Source organism: Bradyrhizobium sp. CER78, from assembly GCF_029846235.1.
Lineage (GTDB): Bacteria > Pseudomonadota > Alphaproteobacteria > Rhizobiales > Xanthobacteraceae > Bradyrhizobium.
In genome coordinates this window covers 412,746-436,247 of sequence record NZ_JARVWP010000005.1, presented here as the reverse complement: position 1 = coordinate 436,247, position 23,502 = coordinate 412,746, and the positions used below count along the sequence as shown (strand labels likewise).

At 65.4% G+C, this 23,502-nt stretch carries 20 protein-coding genes and 1 other RNA gene; 15 read left to right on the top strand and 6 right to left on the bottom strand.

What is annotated here, in order from left to right:
* Positions 1–13 precede the first annotated feature (13 nt).
* The 4 genes from QDT69_RS13670 (at position 14) to QDT69_RS13655 (ending at position 6,603) form a co-directional block, all read left to right on the top strand.
* Positions 14–1,327, top strand: coding sequence for an HlyD family secretion protein (locus tag QDT69_RS13670; RefSeq protein ID WP_279707038.1), 1,314 nt, complete (start codon positions 14–16; stop codon positions 1,325–1,327).
* A 48-nt stretch (positions 1,328–1,375) separates the two neighbouring features.
* On the top strand, positions 1,376–2,965 hold the full coding sequence (locus QDT69_RS13665) for a DHA2 family efflux MFS transporter permease subunit (protein ID WP_279707037.1): 1,590 nt from the start codon (positions 1,376–1,378) through the stop codon (positions 2,963–2,965).
* A gap of 365 nt (positions 2,966–3,330) precedes the next feature.
* Positions 3,331–5,133 carry an ABC transporter ATP-binding protein gene (locus QDT69_RS13660; protein WP_279707036.1) on the top strand — a complete coding sequence of 601 codons (1,803 nt, stop codon included), beginning with the start codon at positions 3,331–3,333 and terminating at the stop codon, positions 5,131–5,133.
* Positions 5,134–5,217: 84 nt separating this feature from the next.
* On the top strand, positions 5,218–6,603 hold the full coding sequence (locus QDT69_RS13655; protein ID WP_279707035.1) for an MATE family efflux transporter: 1,386 nt from the start codon (positions 5,218–5,220) through the stop codon (positions 6,601–6,603).
* A gap of 30 nt (positions 6,604–6,633) precedes the next feature.
* Here the strand turns inward: QDT69_RS13655 and QDT69_RS13650 are convergent, their stop codons facing one another.
* Positions 6,634–7,377: a sulfite exporter TauE/SafE family protein gene (locus tag QDT69_RS13650; RefSeq protein WP_279707034.1), complete on the bottom strand. Its 744-nt coding sequence runs from the start codon at positions 7,375–7,377 to the stop codon at positions 6,634–6,636.
* Between the two features lie 187 nt (positions 7,378–7,564).
* Here QDT69_RS13650 and QDT69_RS13645 point away from each other — a divergent pair, with 187 nt between their 5' ends.
* The 3 genes from QDT69_RS13645 (at position 7,565) to QDT69_RS13635 (ending at position 10,937) form a co-directional block, all read left to right on the top strand.
* Complete coding sequence (locus QDT69_RS13645; RefSeq protein WP_279707033.1) at positions 7,565–8,281, top strand: alpha/beta hydrolase; 717 nt, start codon at positions 7,565–7,567, stop codon at positions 8,279–8,281.
* Positions 8,282–8,458: 177 nt separating this feature from the next.
* Positions 8,459–9,478 carry a patatin-like phospholipase family protein gene (locus tag QDT69_RS13640; RefSeq protein WP_279707032.1) on the top strand — a complete coding sequence of 340 codons (1,020 nt, stop codon included), beginning with the start codon at positions 8,459–8,461 and terminating at the stop codon, positions 9,476–9,478.
* Between the two features lie 4 nt (positions 9,479–9,482).
* Complete coding sequence (locus QDT69_RS13635; protein ID WP_279707031.1) at positions 9,483–10,937, top strand: GntP family permease; 1,455 nt, start codon at positions 9,483–9,485, stop codon at positions 10,935–10,937.
* Between the two features lie 193 nt (positions 10,938–11,130).
* On the opposite strand, the gene QDT69_RS13630 is transcribed toward QDT69_RS13635, so the two are convergent.
* The 3 genes from QDT69_RS13630 to rnpB all read right to left on the bottom strand — a co-directional run bounded on the left by QDT69_RS13630 (position 11,131) and on the right by rnpB (position 12,432).
* Positions 11,131–11,658, bottom strand: coding sequence for a hypothetical protein (locus tag QDT69_RS13630; protein WP_279707030.1), 528 nt, complete (start codon positions 11,656–11,658; stop codon positions 11,131–11,133).
* A gap of 67 nt (positions 11,659–11,725) precedes the next feature.
* Complete coding sequence (locus QDT69_RS13625; RefSeq protein ID WP_279707029.1) at positions 11,726–11,905, bottom strand: hypothetical protein; 180 nt, start codon at positions 11,903–11,905, stop codon at positions 11,726–11,728.
* A gap of 103 nt (positions 11,906–12,008) precedes the next feature.
* An RNA gene (gene rnpB / locus QDT69_RS13620) (RNase P RNA component class A) lies at positions 12,009–12,432 on the bottom strand.
* A gap of 147 nt (positions 12,433–12,579) precedes the next feature.
* On the opposite strand from rnpB, the gene QDT69_RS13615 reads away from it, so the two are divergent.
* Both QDT69_RS13615 and QDT69_RS13610 read left to right on the top strand, forming a co-directional pair.
* The gene (locus QDT69_RS13615) at positions 12,580–12,939 is read left to right on the top strand and encodes a YciI family protein (RefSeq protein ID WP_021077249.1); all 360 of its coding nucleotides are present in this window, start codon (positions 12,580–12,582) and stop codon (positions 12,937–12,939) included.
* Positions 12,940–13,007: 68 nt separating this feature from the next.
* The gene (locus QDT69_RS13610) at positions 13,008–14,243 is read left to right on the top strand and encodes an RNA polymerase sigma factor (protein ID WP_279707128.1); all 1,236 of its coding nucleotides are present in this window, start codon (positions 13,008–13,010) and stop codon (positions 14,241–14,243) included.
* 86 nt (positions 14,244–14,329) lie between these two features.
* Here the strand turns inward: QDT69_RS13610 and QDT69_RS13605 are convergent, their stop codons facing one another.
* Together QDT69_RS13605 and QDT69_RS13600 are read right to left on the bottom strand one after the other, a co-directional pair.
* Positions 14,330–14,563, bottom strand: a complete 234-nt coding sequence (locus QDT69_RS13605) for a hypothetical protein (protein ID WP_279707028.1) — start codon at positions 14,561–14,563, stop codon at positions 14,330–14,332.
* A gap of 95 nt (positions 14,564–14,658) precedes the next feature.
* A complete protein-coding gene (locus tag QDT69_RS13600; protein WP_279707027.1) occupies positions 14,659–15,531 on the bottom strand; it encodes an N-acetylmuramoyl-L-alanine amidase in 873 nt (290 codons plus the stop codon).
* Positions 15,532–16,111: 580 nt separating this feature from the next.
* Here QDT69_RS13600 and rsmH point away from each other — a divergent pair.
* The 6 genes from rsmH to mraY all read left to right on the top strand — a co-directional run bounded on the left by rsmH (position 16,112) and on the right by mraY (position 23,468).
* Positions 16,112–17,107 (top strand): 16S rRNA (cytosine(1402)-N(4))-methyltransferase RsmH, encoded by a 996-nt coding sequence (rsmH, locus tag QDT69_RS13595; RefSeq protein ID WP_279707026.1) that lies wholly within the window; start codon positions 16,112–16,114, stop codon positions 17,105–17,107.
* A gap of 2 nt (positions 17,108–17,109) precedes the next feature.
* Complete coding sequence (locus tag QDT69_RS13590; RefSeq protein ID WP_279707025.1) at positions 17,110–17,559, top strand: hypothetical protein; 450 nt, start codon at positions 17,110–17,112, stop codon at positions 17,557–17,559.
* An 11-nt stretch (positions 17,560–17,570) separates the two neighbouring features.
* Positions 17,571–19,328, top strand: a complete 1,758-nt coding sequence (locus QDT69_RS13585) for a penicillin-binding protein 2 (RefSeq protein ID WP_279707127.1) — start codon at positions 17,571–17,573, stop codon at positions 19,326–19,328.
* Between the two features lie 123 nt (positions 19,329–19,451).
* Positions 19,452–20,921, top strand: a complete 1,470-nt coding sequence (locus tag QDT69_RS13580; RefSeq protein WP_279707024.1) for a UDP-N-acetylmuramoyl-L-alanyl-D-glutamate--2,6-diaminopimelate ligase — start codon at positions 19,452–19,454, stop codon at positions 20,919–20,921.
* Positions 20,918–22,351, top strand: coding sequence for a UDP-N-acetylmuramoylalanyl-D-glutamyl-2,6-diaminopimelate--D-alanyl-D-alanine ligase (locus QDT69_RS13575; RefSeq protein WP_279707023.1), 1,434 nt, complete (start codon positions 20,918–20,920; stop codon positions 22,349–22,351). The genes QDT69_RS13580 and QDT69_RS13575 overlap by 4 nt, the downstream gene beginning before the upstream one ends.
* A gap of 10 nt (positions 22,352–22,361) precedes the next feature.
* Positions 22,362–23,468 (top strand): phospho-N-acetylmuramoyl-pentapeptide-transferase, encoded by a 1,107-nt coding sequence (gene mraY / locus QDT69_RS13570; protein ID WP_021077241.1) that lies wholly within the window; start codon positions 22,362–22,364, stop codon positions 23,466–23,468.
* Positions 23,469–23,502: the final 34 nt, after the last annotated feature.

Below are 23,502 nucleotides of genomic sequence, written 5' to 3'. Positions count from 1 at the left end.
GGGAGCCTCGGCTATGGCCGCAGCACGGGATCAGGCTGCACGCATTGTTCGTTCCGGGCCTGAGATGGCCGGGGACGCGATCGCGCGCGACGCATCGGCCGATCCCGGCGAGCAGGCGCGGGCTGACGAAGCCAAGGGGCTTGAAGCCAAGGCGCCCTCCGATAAGCGCCCCGCCGAAGCGCCGCCCGCTTCGGCGCCCGAGCAGCCGGCGGCTTCGCCCGCCGCCGCTGCGCCGAAATCCGGCAAGCGCAGATTCGTGTTGATGGGCATTGTCGGCCTGCTCGCGATCGCGGCTGCGAGCTACGCCGCCTATTACCTGATGGTCGGGCGCTTCTACATCTCGACCGACGACGCCTATGTCCGCGCCAACAACACCATGCTCGGCGCGCGCGTCGCGGGCCATATCGCGGCGATCCTGCCCAGCGACAACGCGCTGGTGCGCGCGGGCGAAGTGATCTTCCGGATCGATGACGGCGATTATCGCATCGCGGTCGACGCCGCCCGCACCAGGATCGGGACGCAGCAGGCGACCATCGAGCGGATCGGCCGCCAGGTTGCGGCCGCGGTGAGCTCGGTCGAGCAGGCGCAGGCGCAGCTGGTGTCCGCGCAGGCCGGCCTGAAGCGCGCCGATCTCGATTACGATCGCCAGCAGGCGCTGAGCACCAAGGGCTTTGCCTCGCGTGCCACCTTCGAGGTGTCCGAAGCCGGCCGCGACCAGGGTGCGGCGGCGGTGCGCTCGGCGCAGGCGGCCTATGATGCTGCCAAGGACAATGTCGAGGTGACCAAGGCGCAGCAGGCCGAGGCCCGCGCCCAACTCGCCGAATTGCAGACCCAACTCGCCAAGGCCGAGCGCGATCTCGATTTCACCCAGGTGCGCGCGCCGGTCGACGGCACCTTCTCCAACCGCCTGGTCAACACCGGCGATTACATCAATGTCGGCCAGCGGCTCGGCAATGTGGTGCCGCTCGACGGCGTCTTCATCGACGCCAACTATAAAGAGACCCAGCTCAAGCGCATCCGCACCGGGCAGCGGGTGACGATCAAGGTCGATGCCTACGGCTTCCGCAAGTTCACCGGCATCGTCGACAGCATTTCGCCGGCGGCGGGCTCGGTGTTCACGCTGCTGCCGCCCGACAACGCCACCGGCAACTTCACCAAGATCGTGCAGCGCCTGCCGGTCCGCATCCGGGTGCCGAACAGCGTCGCCAAGCAGGGCCTGCTGCGTGCCGGCATGTCGGTCTACACCACGGTCGACACCCGCGAAGGCGCGGCCGATGCCGACGCCGATACCGACCTCGACTCGCCGATGATGATTCATCCGCAGTGATGTCTTGCAGCCTCGGACGCGGTCCGAGGCTCGGAGCCTGATGAGCCCATGGCCGACGCGACCACTGCCTCGCCCTCGATGATGACCGGCGCTTCGGAGTCCGAGCGGCTCCAGCCCAAGCGGGTGGTCGCCTTCATCATCATGGTGTTCGGCATGTTCATGTCGATCCTGGACATCCAGATCGTCTCGGCATCGCTCACCGAGATCCAGGCCGGCCTGTCGGCGTCGTCGACCGAAGTGTCATGGGTGCAGACCGCCTATCTGATCGCCGAGGTGATCGCGATCCCGCTGTCCGGCTTCCTGTCGCGCGCGCTCGGCACAAGGCTGCTGTTTGCGATCTCGGCGTTCGGCTTCACGGCGTCCAGCCTGCTCTGCGGCTTCGCCTCCTCGATCGAGCAGATGATCGTGTGGCGCGCGCTGCAGGGCTTCCTCGGCGCCGGCATGATCCCGACGGTGTTCGCCTCGGCCTACACCATCTTCCCGCGCTCCAAGTTCTACATCGTGGCGCCGATCATCGGCCTGGTCGCTACGCTAGCGCCGACCGTTGGCCCGACCGTCGGCGGCTACATCACCGATCTGATGTCGTGGCACTGGCTGTTCTTCATCAACATCGTGCCCGGAATCATCATCACCGTCGGCGTGCTGTGGCTGATCGATTTCGACCAGCCGAATTTCGCGCTGCTCGATCGGTTCGACTGGTGGGGCCTGATCTTCATGGGCGGCTTCCTCGGCTCGCTCGAATATGTGCTCGAGGAAGGCCCGCAATATGAATGGCTGCAGGACACGTCGGTGGCGATCTGCGCCGCGATCTGCTTCGTCTCGGCGATCGCCTTCTTCTGGCGGGTGCTGACCGCGGAGGAGCCGATCGTCGACCTCTATGCCTTCTCCAACCGTAACTTCGCGGTCGGCTGCGTGCTGCAGTTCTGCATCGGTATCGGGCTGTACGGCCTGACCTACGTCTATCCGCGCTATCTCGCCGAGATCCGCGGCTACAGCGCGCTGATGATCGGCGAGACCATGTTCATCTCCGGCATGACGATGTTCCTCATGGCGCCGGTGGTCGGCCGGCTGATGCAGAAGGTCGATCTGCGCTACATCATCGCCTTCGGCCTCGTCACCTTTGCGCTCGGCTCCTGGCAGATGACCTGGATCACCCGCGAGTACGATTTCTACGAGCTCCTGGTGCCGCAGATCCTGCGCGGCATCGGCATGATGTGCGCGATGGTGCCGACCAACAACATCGCGCTGGCGACGCTGCCGCCGGACCGCGTCAAGAACGCCTCCGGCCTGTTCAACCTGATGCGCAATCTCGGCGGCGCGGTCGGGCTCGCCCTGATCAACGAAGCGCTCAACGACCGCACCGATCTGCACATCTCGCGGCTGCAGGATCGCGTCACCTGGGGCAATGCGACAGCGGTCGAGACCCTCAACAATTTCGCCCAGCGCCTGCAGGGCATGGGCGATGCCACCACCATGGCGATGAAGCAGCTTTCGCAGCTCGTGCATCGCCAGGCGCAGGTGATGAGCTATGGCGACGCCTTCTTCATGCTGTCGCTGTTCTATGTCGGCCTCAGCCTCCTCGTGCTGTTCGTCAACAAGCCGCCGTCGATGACCGCAGGCGGCGGCGACGCGCATTGAGCGCATCGGTGTCGCACGCGGCGTGCGCCCGGTCGCGTGAATAGCGTTGCATGATCGACACATTGACGCACTCACGCGGATGTCATCTTGCCAATCGCGCGTGATGCATTTATAAGCAGCGCCATCGTTTCACGAACCGGGGAGATGCACATGATGTCGTTTGTTTCGCAGACCGTGCGCCCGCGTTCGTTGCTGCTGGGCGCTCTCGCGCATTAGGTCCCAGCGCTGATTGGGCTTGATGCCCGATCATCCAAACTTCCCAACACCTTACCGATTGTTTTCAGCGACGTCTGCGGCCGGATTCCGTCCGCGCGTTGCCTCAGATGGAGCCGGCCGGCGCAGCGTGTGCGTGGCCGGGATGCACCATGAGCTCTCTGACGACCAAGCGACCGGCCGCGATCCGGATCGTGCTTCCCTTCGTGTTTCGCCATTGGCTGGAGCAGCCGTTCCGCGCGTCCATCGTGACGGCGGGCTTCCTCGGCGCGACCGCGGCCGACCTGTTCATGCCGGTATATTCCGGCCATCTGGTCGACGCGCTGACCGCGGGCGCCACCGACGCCGCCGCGCGCCATGCGGCGATGCTGGCGTTCGGCGCGATCGTCGGTCTCGGCGCGCTGTCGGTGCTGCTGCGGCTGATCGGTATCGAGACCATCGTGCCGTTCACGCTGAAGATGATGTCCGATATCGGGCAGCAGGCCTTCATGCGCGTGCAGCGCTTCTCGACCGACTGGCACGCCAATTCGTTCGCCGGCTCCACCGTGCGCAAGATCACGCGCGGCATGTGGGCGCTCGATTTGTTGAACGACACCATCCTGATGGCGCTGTTGCCGTCGCTCGTCGTGCTGGTCGGCTCGATGATCCTGCTCGGGCTGCACTGGCCGCAGCTCGGCGCGGTGATTGCCGTCGGCTCGGTGATCTATGTCGCGATGACCATGGTGTTCCAGGTGCGCTACGTCGCGCCGGCCGCGCGCGTCTCCAATGCGTGGGACACCAAAGTCGGCGGCACGCTGGCCGACGCCTTGACCTGCAACGCGGTGGTGAAGTCGTTCGGTGCCGAAACGCGCGAGGACATGCGGCTGGACGGCGTCATCAGCCGCTGGGGCCGGCGGGTGCGGCGGACCTGGCTCCGCTACAACCGCACCTCGACGGCGCAGCTGCTGGTGCTGTTGTGCTTCCGCGCCTCGGTGGTCGGCGGCGCGATCCTGCTGTGGGCGCAGGGCGCCGCCACGCCGGGCGACGTCACCTACGTGCTCACCAGCTACTACATCATCCACGCGTATTTGCGGGATGTCGGCATGCACATCAACAACCTGCAACGTTCGGTGAACGACATGGAGGAGCTGGTGCAGATCCATGGCGAGCCGCTGGGCATCATCGATGCCGATGATGCCGGGACGATCGACATCCAGGGCGGCCGCATCGTGTTCGACGACGTCACGTTCCACTATGGTGGCCATCGCCGGCCGCTCTATGACGGACTGTCGATCGACATCGATGCTGGCGAGCGCGTCGGCCTTGTCGGGCGCTCCGGCTCCGGCAAGACGACCTTCGTCAAGCTGGTGCAGCGGCTCTACGATGTCTCCGGTGGCAAGATCCTGATCGACGGTCAGGATATCGCCAAGGCGACGCAGCAATCGCTGCGCAGTCAGATCGCGATCGTGCAGCAGGAGCCGATCCTGTTTCACCGCACGCTGGCTGAGAACATCGCCTATGGCCGGCCCGGCGCCAGCATGGCGGCGATCGAGCAGGCGGCGCGGCTTGCCAATGCGCACGACTTCATCATGCGTCTGCCGAAGGATTACGGCACGCTGGTGGGCGAGCGCGGCGTCAAGCTGTCGGGCGGCGAGCGGCAGCGCGTGGCGCTGGCGCGCGCCTTCCTGGCGGATGCGCCGATCCTGATCCTGGACGAGGCGACCTCGAGCCTGGATTCGGAATCCGAGGCGCTGATCCAGCAGGCGATGGAGCGGCTGATGAAGGGCCGCACCTCGATCGTGATCGCGCACCGGCTGTCGACCGTGCGCAGCATGGATCGCATTCTGGTGTTCGATCGTGGCGAGATCGTCGAGCAGGGCACGCACGAGGTGCTTGCCGCGCGTCCCGGCGGCATCTACCGCGGCCTGTTCGAGCGGCAGGCGACCGAGTTCGGTCAGGAAGCGGCGGCCGAGTAGAGCGACGACGCGTGGCTGATGGGCAGTGCCCGCCAGCCACGCGCCGGAATCGATACGACAATCGATTTTGAGAATGGAATTGATATGAAGGACCTTACGCGCGGCTCCATCGTGAGCCACATATTGACCATGGCTCCCCCGATCGTGGTCGGCATGATCACGATCATGATCTGCCAATTGGTCGACTTGTATTTTGTCGCCGGTCTCGGCGAGGCCGCCGTCGCCGGAGTGGCTGCCGCCGGCAATGCCGGCTTTCTCGTCAACGCGCTGATGCAGGTGCTGGGCGTCGGCACCGTCGCGCTGATCGCGCATGCGGTGGGGCGCACCGATCGCGCCGATGCCAACCTTGTGTTCAACCAGTCGATCCTGTTGTCGGTTCTGTGCGGGCTGTTGACGCTGGGCGCAGGGGCCGTGCTGTCGCGCCCTTACATGCGCTCGGTCGCGGCCGACCAGGCCACGGTTGACGCGGGCACCACCTATCTGTTGTGGTTCATGCCGGCGCTGGCGCTGCAATTCCTCATTCAGGTGATGGCGTCAGCGCTGCGGGCGACCGGCATCGTGCGGCCCAGCATGCTGGTGCAGGCGGTCGCGGTCATCATCAACATCGCACTGGCGCCGGTGCTGATCGCGGGCTGGGGCACCGGTCATGCGTTCGGCGTTGCCGGGGCGGGTCTGGCAAGTTCGATCGCCGTCCTCATCGGCGTGCTCATGTTGTTCGTGTATTTCCGCAAGCTGGAGCGTTATGTCGGGTTCGATCCCGCGCAGTGGCGTCCGCAGCTGCGCCAGTGGACGCGCATCTTCAATGTCGGCCTGCCTGCGGGTGGCGAGTTCGCGCTGATCTTTGCCTGGATGGGCATGATCTATTACGTGCTGCGCGATTTCGGCCCGGCGGCCCAGGCCGGCTTCGGCATCGGGACGCGCGTGCTCGGCCTGATCCAGATGCCGGCATTGGCGGTCGCGCTCGCCGCCGGCCCGATCGCCGGTCAGAATTTCGGTGCCGGCAATGCTGGGCGCGTGCGGGAGACCTTCATCAAGGCGGTGTCGATTGGCACCGTCGTCATGATCGCGATCACGATCCTCGCGCAGTGGAAGCCGGGGCTGTTGCTCGACGGCTTCTCGAACGATCGCGAGACCATGGCGGTCGCCGCCCAGTTCCTGCACTTCGTCTCCATGAATCTGGTGGCACAGGGTCTGGTCTTTACCTGCAACAGCATGTTCCAGGGCCTCGGCAACACCCGGCCGGTGCTGCTGAGCTCGTTCGTGCGCCTCTTCGCCTATGCGGTGCCGGTGATCTGGCTCTCGACGCGGCCCGGCTTCCGGATCGAGCATGTGTGGTACCTGTCGATCGTGTCGACGTGGCTGCAGGCTGATCTGAGCTTGTGGTTGCTGCGTCGCGAATTCAGCAGGCGTCTTGCGCCGCCGGCGCGGGAGGCTACTGCGGAGCGCGTTGGTCTCGAGCCGGTCGGATGACCGGCTCAGCCGATGTGCGACGGCGGCTGATCATCGCGGCGCCAGCCCGTTCCACACCAGCGCCACGCCGGACAGGAACAGCAGCGCCAGCACGACGTCGGAGAAATTGCGGTCGCTGAGCGCGTGATAGAGCCGGGCGCCGATCCAGGCGCCGAGCAGCGTTCCCGGAAACGCGCAAGCCACGAGCCAGATCAGTTCGGGCTTCACCAGGCCGCTTGCGATCTGGACCAGGAGCGCGGCGGCCAGAATGGTGAAGTTGAATATCTGGAACACGCCGCGCCGCTGTTGCTTGCCCCAGCCGCGCACGCTCGCCCACAGGATCGGCAGCGGGCCGGACAGTCCGGCGAGGCCGCCGAGAATGCCGCCGGCAAATCCGATCGCGCCGTCAGCCCATTTGCCACCGAACGAAATCGACATCGGTTTGCGTTGCAGGAACAGCAAGGTCGGAAACACCAGCAGGAACACGCCGACCGTCAGTTTGAAGACTGCGGGGTCGGCCCGCGCGATCAGCAGGATGCCGATCGGCACACCCAGGAGGCCGCAAATGACGAATGGCCAGACCAGGCGGAAATCGATCGTCTTCCAGATCGACGGCAGCGTCGAAACCTGCGCGATGACCGAGCAGACCAGCACCAGCGGCACCGCAAGCGTCGGCGGCAGCACATAAAGCCAGATGCCGAGCGCCATCAGCGCAGTGCCGAAGCCGGCGAGGCCGGAGACGAAACCGCCGGCAAGCGCGCCGAAGAACAGAATGGCGTAGCTCGCCGGGTTCATCATTGTCCTTCTGTCGTCATTCCGGGGCGATGCGAAGCGTCGAACCCGGAATCTCGAGATTCCGGGTCTGGTCCTTCGGACCATCCCGGAATGACGGTGGTGTTTGGCGCCACGTTTACACAACGCGCATCGCAGGTACTATTCGAAATCACTGCTCATCAACGATAATCGGAATCGAGGCGTGCCCATGACTGCGAACTCGCGAAAAACCTTTTTGGTCTGTCACGGCGCCTGGTCGGCGGGATGGGCGTGGAAGAAGATGCATCCCCTGATGCAGGCCGCAGGGCACCGGCTCGTGACGCCGAGTTACACCGGGCTCGGCGAGCGCGCGCACCTTGCGCATCAGGGGCTCGACCTCGAAGCGCATATCCAGGACATGCTCAACGTCATTTCCTATGAGGACCTGCGCGACATCGTACTGATCGGCCATTCCTATGGCGGCATGGTCGCGACCGGCGTCGCCGACCGGGTGCGCGAGCGCATCGCGCAAATGATCTATATCGACGCCTTCGTGCCGCGTGACGGCCAGTCGCTGTTCGATCTCAACCAGTCGGCCATCGAGACCATGCGTGAGCTCGCGAGCGATGGCGATGGCTGGCGTATTCCGCCGATGCCGACGCCGCCCGACACATCTCCGGCAGACCTCGAATGGCTGACCGCGCGCCGCGTCGACATGCCGATCAAATGCTTCGAGCAGAAACTGAGGCTGCAACACGGCGAGACCAGCCTGCCGCGCAGCTACATCTACGCCACCCGCGCCACGCAGGCCGACACGTTCGGCCAGTTTGCAAAACGCACGAAGAATGAAGCCGGCTGGCGTTACTTCGAGATCGATGCCAGCCATTCGCCGAACGTCACCGCGCCCGAGGCGCTGATGGCAATGCTGCAGGAGATCACGGCCTGAGCTGCATAGCAGCAGGTATGGCTACACCGCATGCATGCGTCGTTTTTGAACAATGTCGGCAACGTTGCGGTCACGAGCCATCCTTTGACATCAACGGTGACGGCAACTTGATCTCGCTTGTTCAGCCGATCTGCGACATAATCCGAGCGCGGCGTGGCGCGATGTGGGCGTGGACCGATGAACCGAAGCCCCGTACTCGTAGACTTGGCGCTTCAAGGTGGCGGATCGCATGGCGCGTTCACGTGGGGCGTCCTGGACCGGCTGCTTGAAGAGCCGTGGTTTCAGATCGCGGGCATTTCCGGAACGTCGGCCGGCGCAATGAATGCCGCCGTGCTGGCGGATGGCTGGGCCGCGGCCGGCGCTGCCGGCGCGCGCGAGGCCCTCGAAAAATACTGGCGCAGCGTTTCGCGTGCCGCCGCATTCAGTCCGCTGCAACGCTCACCATTCGACCGCCTGATGGGACGATGGTCGCTCGACAGTTCTCCGGCCTACTTCTTCACTGATTTGATGTCGCGGGTGCTCTCGCCGTACGACCTCAATCCTCTTGGTTTCAATCCGCTACGCCGGGTCCTGGCAGAGAGCATCGATTTCGAGCGCCTCGCGCGGGCGCCGATCAAGCTGTTCGTGACCGCCACGCGCGTGCGGACCGGGCGCGGACGGATCTTCCGCAATGCGGAGATTACCGCCGATGTCCTGCTCGCATCGGCCTGCCTGCCGACGATGTTTCGCGCCGTCGAGATCGACGGCGAGCCGTATTGGGACGGCGGCTATGCCGGAAACCCAACGATCACGCCGCTGGTCCGTGAGACCGACGCCCAGGACACTGTCATCGTCCAGATCAATCCGACCGAGCGGCCAGAGGAGCCGCGCTCCGCCGCTGATATCCTCAACCGCCTCAACGAAATCTCGTTCAATTCGCCGCTGGCAAAGGAGCTGCGGATGATCGCGCTGCTCCGTCAGGTCGCCGATCCCGGTACCGGCGAGGGGGCCCGCTGGTCGCAGATGAAGACGCATCGGATCAAGAGCGACTTGCTCGCGACGTTCGGTTCGTCATCCAAGCTCAACGCCGAATGGGCCTTCGTCGCCAAGCTGCAGGAGGAGGGACGGCGCGCCGCCGGCGAATTTCTCGACGCGCACGGCGCGGATATCGGCCAGCGTTCGACTGCCGATCTCGACATCTTGCTGACGGAGTGCTGAGGCGATGGGGCTGCTCGGCATTCTCGTCGGACTCGGCCTATTGGTCGGTCTCGCGTTCCGCGGCTGGAGTGTCCTGTTGCTGGCGCCGCTCTGCGGGCTGGTTGCCGCGGCGTTCGGCAGTCAGCCCTTGCTCGCGAGCTGGACGCAGACCTTTATGACCAGCGCGGCGGAATTTCTCGCGCAGTTCTTTCCAATTTTTCTGCTCGGGGCCGTGTTCGGCAAGCTGATGGATGATAGCGGCGCCGTGGCGGCGGTCGCGCGTTTCATGACCGAGCGGTTGGGCGAGCGCCGTGTCATCCTTGCGGTCGTGCTCGCCGGTGCATTGGTCACCTATGGCGGCGTCAGCCTGTTCGTTGCGTTCTTCGTTATCGTGCCGATGGCTCAATCGCTGTTTCGCACGGCGGGGATTCCACGCCGCCTGGTGCCGGCGGCGGTCATCCTCGGAACCTCGACCTTCACGATGTCGGCGCTGCCGGGCACGCCGTCGATCCAGAATGCGATTCCCATGCCGTTCTTCGGCACGACGCCGTTCGCGGCGCCCGGCCTCGGCATCATCGCCGCGATCGTCATGCTTGGCATCGGGCTGTGGTGGTTGCTGCGGGCGGAGACGGCGGCGCGCCGCGCAAACGAGGGCTATGGCGCCGAGCCGCCGCCGGCGTCCAGCGACGCAGCCGACGATGAGCTGGTGCGCGAGCGGGCGACGACGGCGCGGGAGTTCGACCCGGCGGAGATCCGCCACGGACATCGCAGCGAAGCCGCTGTTCCGATCTTCAGCGCCGTGCTGCCCCTGATCGTCGTCGTCGCCGTCAACCTGGCGATGTCGCTTCTCGTCCTGCCGCGGCTTGATTTCGCATTCCTGGCCGAGCAGCGCTGGGGAAGCACGTCGCTGCCGGCGGTCGCCGGCGTCTGGTCGGTGGTCGTCGCGCTGGGGGCCGCGATCGCGACCGTCATCCTGTGCAACCGGACGAGACTGACCGCGCTGCGGCGAACCATGGACGCAGGCGCCAATGCGTCGGTGCTGCCGGCGTTGAGCGTTGCGAGCCTGGTTGGTTTCGGCGCGGTCATCGCGTCGCTCCCCGCCTTCGGCGCGGTGCGCGACTGGGTGCTGAGCATCGAAGGCGGCCCGCTGGTGTCACTTGCCGTGGCGACGAACATGCTTGCCGCGCTGACGGGGTCGGCCTCGGGCGGCTTGACGATCGCACTCGATGCGCTCGGGCCGACGTATATGGGCCTTGCCGCGCAGGCGGGCATCGATCCCGGCCTTTTGCACCGCGTGGCGGTGATCGGCTCCGGAACTCTGGACATCCTGCCGCACAATGGCGCGGTTGTCAGCCTGCTCGCGATCTGCGGCCTCACGCATCGCGACAGCTATCTCGACATCGTCATGGTCGGGATCATGAATTCCGTCATCGCGCTAACCGCGGTGATCGCAATCGGCACTGCGTTCGGGTCGTTTTAGCCGGCCGCCGCGCAAATGCGACAGGCGACGCAGGACGGCGACCGCTGACGCGTCTTCGAGATCGACGCCAGCCACTCGCGGACGTCACCGCGCCCGAGGCGCTGATGGCGATGCTGCAGGAGATCGTTTCCTGACGGGCTGTCACTCTGGGGCGATGCCAAGCATCGTGCCAGGACCAATCAGGTGTACGTGTTCATGCACCGCGCGCGTCGCGCACGGCTTGAGCGACTTTCGTCGCCTGCGACACCCGTCCGATCTTCGCGCCTGCAATGATCTTTCGTCGGCGTTCGCTCGGCTTCGGCGCCATGCCTTCGCTCGCGGTGGCTCCGGCCGGGGGACGTGTCGTGAAGTTCGCGGCCCGGTGCAGCGCGAGGGCCTTTCGTGCTGCTTCGACATGCGCGGTCCGGGCCGCCAGATTGTGCTGGCGCCGGAGCTCCGTGTTGACCCGCTTCAGCGCCGCGGCGAACACCTGCTTCCGTTCCGATGCATGCTTGGCGGTTCCCGGAAAGCTCGTCCCGCGAGCTTCGCCCTTTCCGCGGCTCTCGCGCTGCTTGTGGCGACCAACCGTCCGCTCCTTGTCGCGCATCTTGCGCAAGCGCGGTCGCATGGCCTCGAGCTCAGCCACCTCGACGCTGTAGATAGCGGGGTGATGCGTCGGGCGGATGGCTTCGTATTCCTCGTGGCTGAGAATGCTGCGCTCGAACTTGCAGGCGACCGACATTACCATTCCTCCGTTTGATTGCTCAAATCTCGGGCAGAAGGACACGTCCAGCTCCAGCGAGTGGTCGTTACCTTCCTGCTTCGTCGTCCTTGAGGCGAATCCCCTCAGTCCGTAAAGCCGCAAAGAGAGCCGCGATATCTTCGGGCTCCATATTGTTGGGACACATCCCGTTGAGTTGCTCCGTCGTGATCGTGCCGCTGCTCTTGGCGACGTCTCGGGCCTTCGCCATGATCTTCTGAAGATCCATCTGCGATCCTCCGCGAAGCAGGTAATCTAGCAGATAAGGCGCGATTGTGGTGTCCGATATGGCGAGGGGCCCGGCGTGTTCCGCCGAGCCCCTCATACTCCAAAATATCAGCCGGCCTGTAAGCCGGGTTCTGTAGGGCACCATTCTCGCGAATGGTACGCGACGGCCATTCCTCTGGGACAAGGTTTGCACCTTGCCTCGAGCAACCTACCCGGACAGCGGGCCTGACATCGCCCTGCGGTGTTATCGCGCATGCGCGAACTAACCGCGTTGCCGTCCCTATTCGGTTTTGCTCCCGGTGTGGTTTGCCAAGCCGTCTCCGTTGCCGGAAACGCGGTGCGCTCTTACCGCACCTTTTCACCCTTACTCGCTCCTCCCTTTCGGGCGGGCAAGCGGTTCGTTCTCTGTGGCACTTTCCCTGGGGTCGCCCCCGCCGGACGTTATCCGGCACCGCATGTCGATGGAGCCCGGACTTTCCTCTCCCGCGGCCTTTCGGCACCAGCGGGAGCGGCCGTCCGGCCGACTGACGCCCATGCCATGGGCGTTTCGGGCGGTCCCGTCAAGCGGATTAGCCCCGCCAAGGCCGCCAAAATAATTTATCCTGAAGATGTCGTCCCGCCTGCCGCCCGTTCGACTGGGTGTCGGCGATCCAGCCGATCAAGAGGAGAGATGAGATGCAGTACCTGTTGCTGATCTATCGGAGCGACGCGGAATATGGCCGCATGAATGCCGACGACCGCAAGGCGGTGACGGCGGAGTACGGAGCCTACACCCAGTCCATCATCCAGAGCGGGCACTTCAAGGCCGGCGACGGGCTGCAGCCCGTGTCGACGGCGACCACGGTGCGGGTCCGTGACGGCAAGACGCTCACGACCGACGGGCCATTCGCCGAAACCCGTGAGCAGCTCGGCGGCTACTATCTGGTCGAGGCCAAGGATCTCGACACCGCGCTCGGCCTCGCGGCACGGATTCCCGGCGCCAAGACCGGCTCGATCGAAGTCAGGCCGGTGATGATCTACGATAACCCGAGATAGCGCCGTCATCTCCGATGGACACAGCGGTCGCGTCGCCCGGCGCGGCCGCTAAGCAACGGTCGATGGTCATGACCCCGAGCCAGATCGAAAAAGTGTTTCGCGACGAGGCGGGCCGGGCGCTTGCCACGTTGATCCGCCTCGTCGGCGATTTCGATCTGGCCGAAGATGCGCTTCAGGATGCCTTTGCGATCGCGCTGCAACGCTGGCCGATCGGTGAATTCCCCGCCAATCCGCGCGCCTGGCTCGTCAATGTCGGGCGCAACAAGGCGATCGACCGCGTCCGCCGTGCCTCCAGCTTTCGCGGCAAGCAGCAGGAGCTGACGCATCAAATCTTGCTCGACGCGGACGCATCGCCGGAGCCCGCCGATGCAACGCTCGACGACGACATGCTGCGGCTGATCTTCACCTGCTGCCATCCGTCCTTTGCCGCCGAGGTGCAGGTGGCGCTGACCCTGCGCACGGTGTGCGGGCTGACGACGGCGCAGGTCGCACGCGCCTTCCTGGTGAGCGAGGACACGATGGCGCAGCGCCTGTTGCGCGCCAAGCAGAAGATCAAGCTCGCCGGCATCCCCTATGAGGTGCCGGAGCGGGAGGCGCTTGAGCCGCGCCTCACCGGCGTGCTCGCGGTGATCTATCTCGTCTTCACCGAAGGCTATGCTGCAACCGCCGGCGAGGATTTGATGCGGCCCGATCTTGCGCGCGAGGCGATCCGGTTGGCGCGGCTGCTCGATGGGTTGATTCCGGCTCGCGGCGAGATCAAGGGCCTGCTCGCGCTGATGCTGCTGCACGATGCGCGCCGCGCCGGCCGCCAGACCGCCGGCGGCGACATCGTGCTGCTCGAGGAGCAGGACCGTTCGCTATGGGATGTCAGGCAGATCGCGGAAGGTGTGAGGCTGGTCGAGCAGGCGCTGCAGATGCCGGGCCGGCCGCAATCCTATGCCGTGCAGGCCGCGATCGCCGCGCTGCATGCGCGGGCGCCGAGCTATAAGGATACCGACTGGCCGCAGATCGCCGGTCTCTATGAGGTGTTGCTGCGCATCAGCCCGTCGCCGGTGATCGAGCTCAATCACGCAGCTGCAGTGTCGATGGTCGACGGACCGGCGCGCGCGCTCGATCTGATCGATGCGCTGGATGCGCGCGGCACCCTGAAGGGATACGACCAGCTGCCCGCGGTGCGCGCCGATCTGCTGCGCCGCCTCGGCCGCAAGGACGAAGCACGACAGGCCTATCTCGCCGCAACCGCCGCGACGCAGCTCGAGCCGCTGCGGCGGCTCTACGCACGCAGGATCGCTGAGATGGGGTGAGCAACTCACCTCATCTCGTGCGCGGCCTGCGACGGCACGCCTCTCCAATCAGCGATCGTCAGCGTGCCGTTCGGTGTTGAACGTGCTCAGTACCCGGTCTTCGCCTTGGTGTCGCCGGTGGCGCCGCCGGTCGACTTGTCGGTCGTCGTCTTTCCAGTCGACATGCCGGTCGTGGTGCCAGGTGCCATCTTCTTCTGCGCATGATGGACTTTGTGGGTCTTGTGCATAGTCGACGTGGACTTGCCTTGGGACGTCATAGCGGCTGCCGGAGCGGCGATCAGGCCAACGGCGACAGCTCCCGCGATCAGTGCTTTGAACATGGACGAATCTCCACTCAGACCGCCCCAGCTAAAAAAGGCGGCACGTGGTCAAAAGTTCCATTTGCGCACGCGCATTTGGCAGGAAAAAAGCGGCGCTAGTTGGCCTTCGCCACAATCGCCGTCGCAGCATCCGGCGGCAGGCTCTCGAGCAGCGCATACAGCGTCGCCATGGTGGAGCGGTCGGCGATTCCGTCGACGCGCTCGGGGCGGAAATGACGCTGGAACGCGGTGACGACTTCCATGGTCGGGCCGTCGAACTTGCCGTTGGTCGGAATGTTGTAGCCGTAGCGGCGGAACGCGGCCTGCATGTTGGAGACGGCATCGCTGATCGCACCGAGCTGCAGCGCGTCGCCGCGCACGATCGGCGCCGGCTGCACCCAATGCCCGACGCCGGAATTGGCCAGCGAGTGCCACGGGAATTTCTCGCCGGGATCCTTCTTGCGCCCCGGCGCTACGTCGGAATGGCCGAGCACGCGATGCGAGACCACGTTGCGGCGAAGCATGATGCCGCGACACAGCGCGATCACGGCCGCGATCTGGCGCAGCGGGAAGTCGGGATAACCCCAATCGTGGCCACGATTGACGATCTCGACGCCGATCGAGCAGGAATTGATGTCCTCCTCGCCGGCCCAGGCGGAGACGCCGGCGTGCCAGGCGCGCTTGCTCTCCGGCACGCATTGCACGATGCGGCCGTCCTCGAGCACGATGTAATGCGCGGAGACCTCGGTGCCGGCGGTGCAGAGCTGGGCGATCGCGCCCTCGACATCGGGCATGCCGGTGTAGTGCAGCAGGATCATGTCGGGCTGCCGGTCGCCCGCGCGGTCGCCGAAATTCACCGACGGGATGACGTCGGAGGCGATCGAGGAATCCGGCGTGAACGTCTCCACGTCGGCCACGCCCTTCGGAACAGGAAGGACGCGCTGACGCTTCGGATCAGCGTTGCCGGACGAGGACGAACCAGAAGCCATACGAATCACTCAAACCCAAACCAAGAGTACGCATTTTGACATATGGATAAACAAATAGGCGTTTACTATTCCTTTACCGTGCAGGGCGCGCAATCGGCCTCTCGGGTTCCAGGTGCGTGCATTATGACCGGAGTGGGCGCCGAGGGCATCACTCGAATGCGGATCAAACTCGCGCGATTCCGCTAACCGATCATCAACGTTTTCTTAACGTTAAGTGCCGTTACTGAGAGGGTAAGTGCCGAACCGGTTTCGGGGGACGGCCCAAGGACGTTGAGCCCCGCTGTTTGCGCGAAATCCCATGGAAACCCTCCCAATTCCGGTCGGATATCAGGATTTGCGGCCGAGGACGGGAGTTGGCGCTGGCTTCACGCGGCGGCTTTTTTGCCGGAACGGTCGGGCAAGAGCGTTTTCGAGCGAAGTGGATACCGGTTCGCGTGAAGAAAACGCGTCAAGACAAGAATCTGGAGCCCCGTTCCGATCCGATCGGAACGGAAAGGGCTCCCGCGGGGATTCGAGACGCAATGGATCGGCGCGCAACCAGCTTGCATGCCAGTTACGCGGCCCTGTCCGGGGACCGCGCATGAGCGAGCGTGCGCCGCGTCACATTTCGGTGCTGGGCCGCGAGGCGGTCGCCTATCTCGAACCGCGCGCCGGCGGCATCTATGTCGACGCGACCTTCGGCGCCGGTGGCTATAGCCGCATGATTCTCGACGTCGCCGATACCCGCGTGATCGGTATCGACCGCGACCGCACCGCGATCACAGGCGGCTTCGATTTGGTCGACGGCGCGGGCGGCCGCCTGACGCTGGTCGAGGATCGCTTCTCTGAACTCGCCGAGGTCTGCGCCGCGCAGGGCGTGGATGCGGTCGACGGCGTCGTGATGGATGTCGGCGTCTCCTCGATGCAGCTCGACCAGGCCGAGCGCGGATTCTCCTTCCGCCTGAGCGGTCCGCTCGACATGCGGATGGCGCAGAGCGGCCCGACCGCGGCCGATGTGGTGGCGACCGCGTCCGAGAAACAGCTCGCCGACATCATCTACATCTTCGGCGAGGAGCGCCATTCGCGCGGCGTTGCGCGCGCCATCGTCGCCGCCCGCAAGGATGCGCCGATCACGACGACCGAGGCGCTCGCCGACATCGTCGCGAAAGTCGTGCGCGCCAAGCCGAACGAGATCCATCCGGCGACGCGGACGTTTCAGGCGCTGCGCATCTTCGTCAATGAAGAGCTCGACGAGCTGCATCGGGCGCTCGCGGCGGCCGAACGCGTGTTGAAGCCGGGCGGCCGGCTCGCCGTGGTCTCGTTCCATTCGCTGGAAGACCGTATCGTCAAGAATTTCCTCAGCGAGCGCGGCAAGCTCTCTGCCGGGTCGCGGCATCTGCCCGAGGTCGCGCAGGCGGCGCCGAGCTTTCAGATCCTGACCAAGCGGCCGGTTGTGCCATCCGATGCGGAGATCGCAGCGAATCCGCGCGCGCGCTCCGCAAAACTGCGCGCGGCCGAACGCACCGCCGCGCCCGCGCATGCGGACGATGACTTGCCGTCCTGGCCGCGGCTGTCCGATCTGAAGCGGGGAGGGTGACGATGCGCCTTCTCCATCTCCTCGTCATCGGCATGCTGATCTTCGCGGCGTCCTATGTCTACCGCATCAAGATGGAATCGACCGCGCGCGTCGAACGCGTGCTGCAGCTCAATGCCGAGATCCGCGAGCAGCGCAATGCGATCGCTACATTGCGCGCCGAATGGGCCAAGCTCGATGCGCCGCTGCGGCTGCAGGGGCTGGCCGAACGCCATCTGCCGCTGAAGCCGCTCAACGCCAATCAGTATGATTCCCTGAAGAACCTGCCGGAGCGGCCGCCGAGCTTCACGCGGCCCGGTTCGCGCGATCCGATCGGCGCGATGATCGACACCATCGAGGCCGCCGCCGCGCCTGACAGCACGACCGGATCGATCGACAAGCCGGCGACCGACCAGCCCGCCGCCGACCAGCCCGTGTCCGACGATTCCGGACAGGGCGGGGGAGACCAGCAATGACGGGACCTGCCATGAGCAATCCGGCGCCCGCCAATAAACCGACGGCGAAATCCGCCGAGCCGCTGCGCCAGCGGCTGATCCGCTCGCTGTTGTACGGAAGCAATGTCGACCGTGCGGCCAAGGCGCGTGCGCGCGTCGGTCTTGCGATCCTCGCTTTCGCCGCGGTCTATTGCGTGCTGGCCGGACGGCTCGTGCTGTTCGCCGTCGGCGCCGACAGCCATGGCGCGCGGCGCACCGCCTCGCAGGACGCGATCGCAACCGCCAGGCCCGACATCACCGATCGCAACGGCGAAATTCTTGCGACCGACGTCAAGGCGCCGAGCCTGTTCGCCGAGCCGCGCCGCCTGATCGACAAGGACGAGGCGATCGAGCTCTTGACCGGGGCCTTGCCCGATCTCGACACCTCAGAGGTGCGCGACCGCCTGTCGTCGCGCAAGGGCTTCGTCTGGCTGAAGCGCGAGATCACGCCGAAGCAGCAGCTCGACATCCATCGCCTCGGCCTTCCCGGCGTCGGCTTCCTGCGTGAGAACAAGCGCGTCTATCCGACCGGCAACGAGGTCGCCCACCTGATCGGCCTCGTCAACATCGACAACCAGGGCATCGCCGGCATGGAGAAGTGGCTGGACAATAACGGTCTGGCCGATCTGCACCGCGCGGGCTTCGCCACCGACCGGCTGCAGAAGCCGGTCGAGCTGTCGATCGACCTGCGCGTCGAGCATGCGTTGCGCGACGAGCTGATCAAGGCGAAAGAGAAGTTCAAGGCCAAGGCCGCCTCGGGCCTCGTCTCCAACGTGCGCACCGGCGAGATTGTGGCGATGGTGTCGCTGCCGGATTTCGATCCGAACAATCCGAAGGAGGCGCACGATCCCGATCGCATCAACCGCCTGACCACAGGCGTCTACGAGATGGGCTCGACCTTCAAGGCGTTCACGCTGGCGATGGCGCTGGATAGCGGCAAGATCAACCTGAACTCGTCGTGGGATGCGCGGGGAAACCTGCACTACGGCAAGTTCACAATTCACGACAGCCATGCGCTCGGACGCTTTATCAACACCAAGGAAGTGTTCACCTACTCGTCCAATATCGGTGCCGCGCGGATCGCGCTCAGCCAGGGTGTCGAGGCCCACAAGGCGTTTCTCGCTAAGATGGGCCAGTTGACCCGGCTGCGCACCGAGTTGCCTGAGAGCGCGGCTCCGCTGGTGCCGCGCCGCTGGGGCGACCTGAACACGGTGACCATCGCATTTGGCCAGGGCCTGTCGGTGGCGCCGCTGCAAGCGGTGATGGGCATCGACGCGCTGGTCAATGGCGGCTATTTGATTCCGCCGACCTTCCTGAAGCGCACCGAGCAGGAGGCGATGGCGCTGGCCAAGCGCGTGATCAAGCCGGAGACCTCGGACAAGATGCGTTATCTGATGCGGCTCAACGCCGAGATCGGCACCGCGAAGAAGGCCGACGTCAAGGGCTACTATATCGGCGGCAAGACCGGCACATCCGAGAAAGTCATCAACGGCCGCTACGCCAAGAAGCGAGTGCTCAACTCCTTCACCGCGATCCTGCCCGCCGACGATCCGCAATATCAGCTCCTGATCATGCTCGACGAGCCGCAGCCCCTGAAGGAAACCTATGGTTTCATCACCTCGGGCTTTAATGCGGTGCCGACCGGCGGCAATGTGATCGCCCGAATTGCGCCGCTTTTGGGCGTCGAGCCGCGCTTCGACCTGCCGCCGTCCGACCGCCTTATTCTTGCGGCATCCAGAACAACCCAGTAAGGCGTATAGTCACAGCATGATCCGGACCGGAACCGCCGCGTTAGCGAAAAGTGCGAAGCGGATTTCCGATCAGGTCATGCTCAAATAGCGGTGCCAGAACGGCGCCGGCCAGACTGGAAGATCATGAGACTTCGCGACCTCTTCAGCGCCGATGCCACGATCGATCGAGGGATCGATCCAAGTGCGGACGCTGTCATGGTCGGAGGGCTTGCGGTCGACAGCCGTGCGGTGAAGCCGGGCGATCTGTTCTTCGCGCTGGCCGGCAGCAAGACCGACGGCGCGCGTTTCGTCGATGCGGCGATCGCTGCGGGCGCGGTTGCGATTGCCGGCGACCATCCGCCGCATGTGCCGCTTCGCGTTCCGTTTGTCGCAACGCCACATCCGCGCCGCGCGCTGGCGCTTGCCGCGGCCAAATTCTTTTCCCGGCAGCCGGCGACGATTGCCGCGGTGACCGGCACCAGCGGCAAGACCTCGGTCGCCGCCTTCACGCGCCAGATCTGGCAGCGGCTCGGTCATTCCTCTGCGAGCATCGGCACCATCGGTCTCGTCTCCGACAAGCGCACCGTCTACGGCTCGCTGACGACGCCCGATCCGATCGCGCTGCATCGCCAGCTCGACGAAATCGCGCGCGACGGTGTCACGCATCTGGCGTTCGAGGCCTCCTCGCACGGCCTCGACCAGTATCGCCTCGACGGCGTGCGCATCGCGGCCGGCGGCTTCACCAATCTGTCGCGCGACCACATGGATTATCATCCCGATGTCGCGCACTACCTGAACGCCAAGCTGCGGCTGTTCCGCGATCTCGTCGCCGACGGCGGCGCGGCGGTGATCTCGGCCGATCACGACTGTTCGGTCGAGGTGATCGAGGCGGCGCGCGCGCGGGCCTTGCGCATCATCACGGTCGGCCGCAACGCCGACGCAGGCGAGGGCATCAAGCTCACTGACGCCGCTATCGAGGGTTTCGCCCAGAAGCTGATGATCGAGCATCGCGGGCGCAGCTACGCGATCCGGCTGCCGCTGGTCGGCGAATTCCAGATCGAGAACGCGCTGGTCGCGGCGGGTCTTGCGATCGGCACCGGCAGCGCGGCCGATGCCGTGTTCGGCACGCTCGAACATCTCGAAGGCGCCAAGGGCCGGCTGGAATTCGTCGGCGAGCACAATGGCGCGCCGATCTTTGTCGATTATGCGCACAAGCCCGATGCGCTCGCCAAGGCGCTGCAGGCGCTGCGGCCCTATGCGAAGCGCAAGCTGGTCGTGATCTTCGGCGCCGGCGGCGATCGCGACGCCGGCAAGCGTCCGATCATGGGCGCGATCGCGGCCGAGAACGCCGATCAAATTATCGTCACCGACGACAATCCGCGCAGCGAGAAGCCCGAGGCGATCCGCGCCGCGATCATGGCGACCGCAAAGGGCGCGCGCGAGATCGGCGACCGCGCCGAAGCGATCCGCGCCGGCATCGCCGGCCTCGAGCCGGGCGATGCGCTGGTCGTGGCCGGCAAGGGCCACGAGGTCGGGCAGATCGTCGGCGGCACGACGTTGCCGTTCAGCGATCATGAAGCCGTCGCGAATGCATTGGCCGGGGAGGGCGCATGAGCACGCTATTGTGGACCTCGGATGCGATGGCGACGGCGATGCGCGCCACGACGCAAGGCGCGCTGCCGGACGGCGTCACCGGTCTTTCGATCGACAGCCGCACCATCGCCCCGGGCGAGGCGTATTTCGCGATCAAGGGCGACGTCCATGACGGCCACGCCTTCGTCGCGGCAGCGCTGAAGGCCGGTGCCGGGCTCGCCGTGGTCGAGGCCGCGCAGCGCGACAAATTTCCCGCTGATGCGCCGCTGCTGGTGGTCGACGACGTGCTCGCCGGCCTCGTCGAGCTCGCGCATGCCGCGCGCGAACGGCTCAACGCGAAAATCATCGCGGTGACCGGTTCGGTCGGCAAGACCTCGACCAAGGAGGCGCTGCGCCGCGTGCTGTCGGCGCAGGGCGAGACCCATGCCTCGGTCGCGTCATTCAACAATCACTGGGGCGTGCCGCTGTCGCTGGCGCGCTGCCCCGCGAGCGCGCGCTTTGCGGTGTTCGAGATCGGCATGAACCATGCCGGCGAGATCATGCCGCTGGTGAAGATGGTGCGGCCGCACGTCGCAATCATCACCACGATCGAGCCGGTGCATCTGGAATTCTTCGCCGGCATCGAGGCGATCGCCGACGCCAAGGCGGAGATCTTCGCGGGCCTCGAACCCGATGGCGCGGTCGTGCTCAACCGCGACAACGGGCAATTCGCGCGGCTGCAGAAGCAGGCCAAGAAGGCCGGCATCTCGCGCATCGTCTCGTTCGGCAGCGACAAGCGCGCCGAAGCGCGGCTGCTCGACCTCTCGCTGCACGCGACCTGCTCGGCGGTGCATGCGGATATTCTGGACCACGACATCACCTACAAGATCGGCATGCCCGGCCGCCACATGGCGATGAACTCGCTCGCGGTGCTCGCGGGGGCATCGCTGCTCGGCGCCGATATCGCGCGCGCGGCGCTGTCGCTGTCGCAGCTCGAGGCGCCGACCGGCCGCGGCTTTCGCCGCACGCTCGAGGTCGGTCATGGCGAGGCGACGCTGATCGACGAGAGCTACAACGCCAACCCGGCCTCCATGGGGGCCGCGCTCAACGTGCTCGGCCAGGCCCCGACCGGGGCGCACGGCCGGCGCATCGCCGTGCTCGGCGACATGCTCGAACTCGGACCGACCGGGCCCGAGCTGCACCGCAGCCTCAATGAGGCCGTGGCCGCCAACCGCATCGACCTCGTATATTGTTGTGGTCCGCTGATGCGGAATTTGTGGGATGCCCTTTCCACCGGCAAGCGGGGAGGCTATGCCGAGAGTTCGGCGGCGCTCGAGGCGCAGGCAGTCGCCGCGGTCCGTGCCGGTGACGTGATCATGGTGAAGGGCTCGCTGGGATCGAAGATGAAGCTCATTGTCAGCGCGCTGGAAAAGCGCTTCCCCGACAAGGCCGCGCACGAAGAAGCGGTATAGGACCCTTTGAATGTTCTACTGGTTGATCGAACTGTCCAACACCGTTCCGGGGTTTGGGGCATTCCGTAGCGCCCTGAACGTGTTCCGCTACATCACCTTCCGCACCGGCGGCGCGATGGTGACCGGTGCGCTGTTCGTGTTCCTGTTCGGGCCCTGGATCATCGATCACTTGAGGTTGCGGCAGGGCAAGGGCCAGCCGATCCGCACCGACGGGCCGCAGTCGCATCTGATCTCCAAGAAGGGCACGCCCACCATGGGCGGGCTGATGATCCTGTCGGGGCTCGTGGTGTCGACGCTGCTGTGGGCCAACCCGCTCAACCCCTATGTCTGGATCGTGCTCGCGGTGACGCTCGGGTTCGGCTTCGTCGGCTTCTATGACGATTATTTGAAGGTCACAAAGCAGTCACACAGCGGCTTCGCCGGCAAGCTCCGCCTGTTGATCGAGGCAGTGATCGGGCTCGCCGCCACCTATGCGCTGGTCCGGCTCGGGCGCGACGTGTCCTCGACCTCGCTCGTGATTCCCTTCTTCAAGGACCTCGTGATCAACTTCGGCTGGTTCTTCGTGATCTTCGGCGCCTTCGTCATGGTCGGCGCCGGCAATGCGGTGAACCTGACCGACGGCCTCGACGGGCTTGCCATCGTGCCGGTCATGATCGCGGCGGCAAGCTTCGGCATGATCTCGTATCTCACCGGCAACGCGGTGTTCTCGGAATATCTGCAGATCAATTACGTCGCCGGCACCGGCGAACTGGCGGTGCTATGCGGCGCGGTGTTGGGCGCGGGCCTGGGCTTCCTCTGGTTCAACGCGCCGCCCGCCTCGATCTTCATGGGTGACACCGGCTCGCTCGCGCTCGGCGGCATGTTGGGGGCCACCGCGGTCGCGGTGAAGCACGAGATCGTGCTCGCGGTGATCGGTGGTTTGTTCGTGCTGGAGGCGGTCTCTGTGATCGTGCAGGTCACCTCGTTCAAGCTCACGGGAAAACGCGTGTTCCGGATGGCGCCGCTGCACCATCATTTCGAGCAGAAGGGCTGGACCGAGCCGCAGATCGTGATCCGGTTCTGGATCATCTCGGTGATGCTGGCGCTGGCCGGCCTCTCCACCCTCAAGCTGCGCTGATGAGGTCGCAGCCAAACAGCTGTCGTTCGGGGGC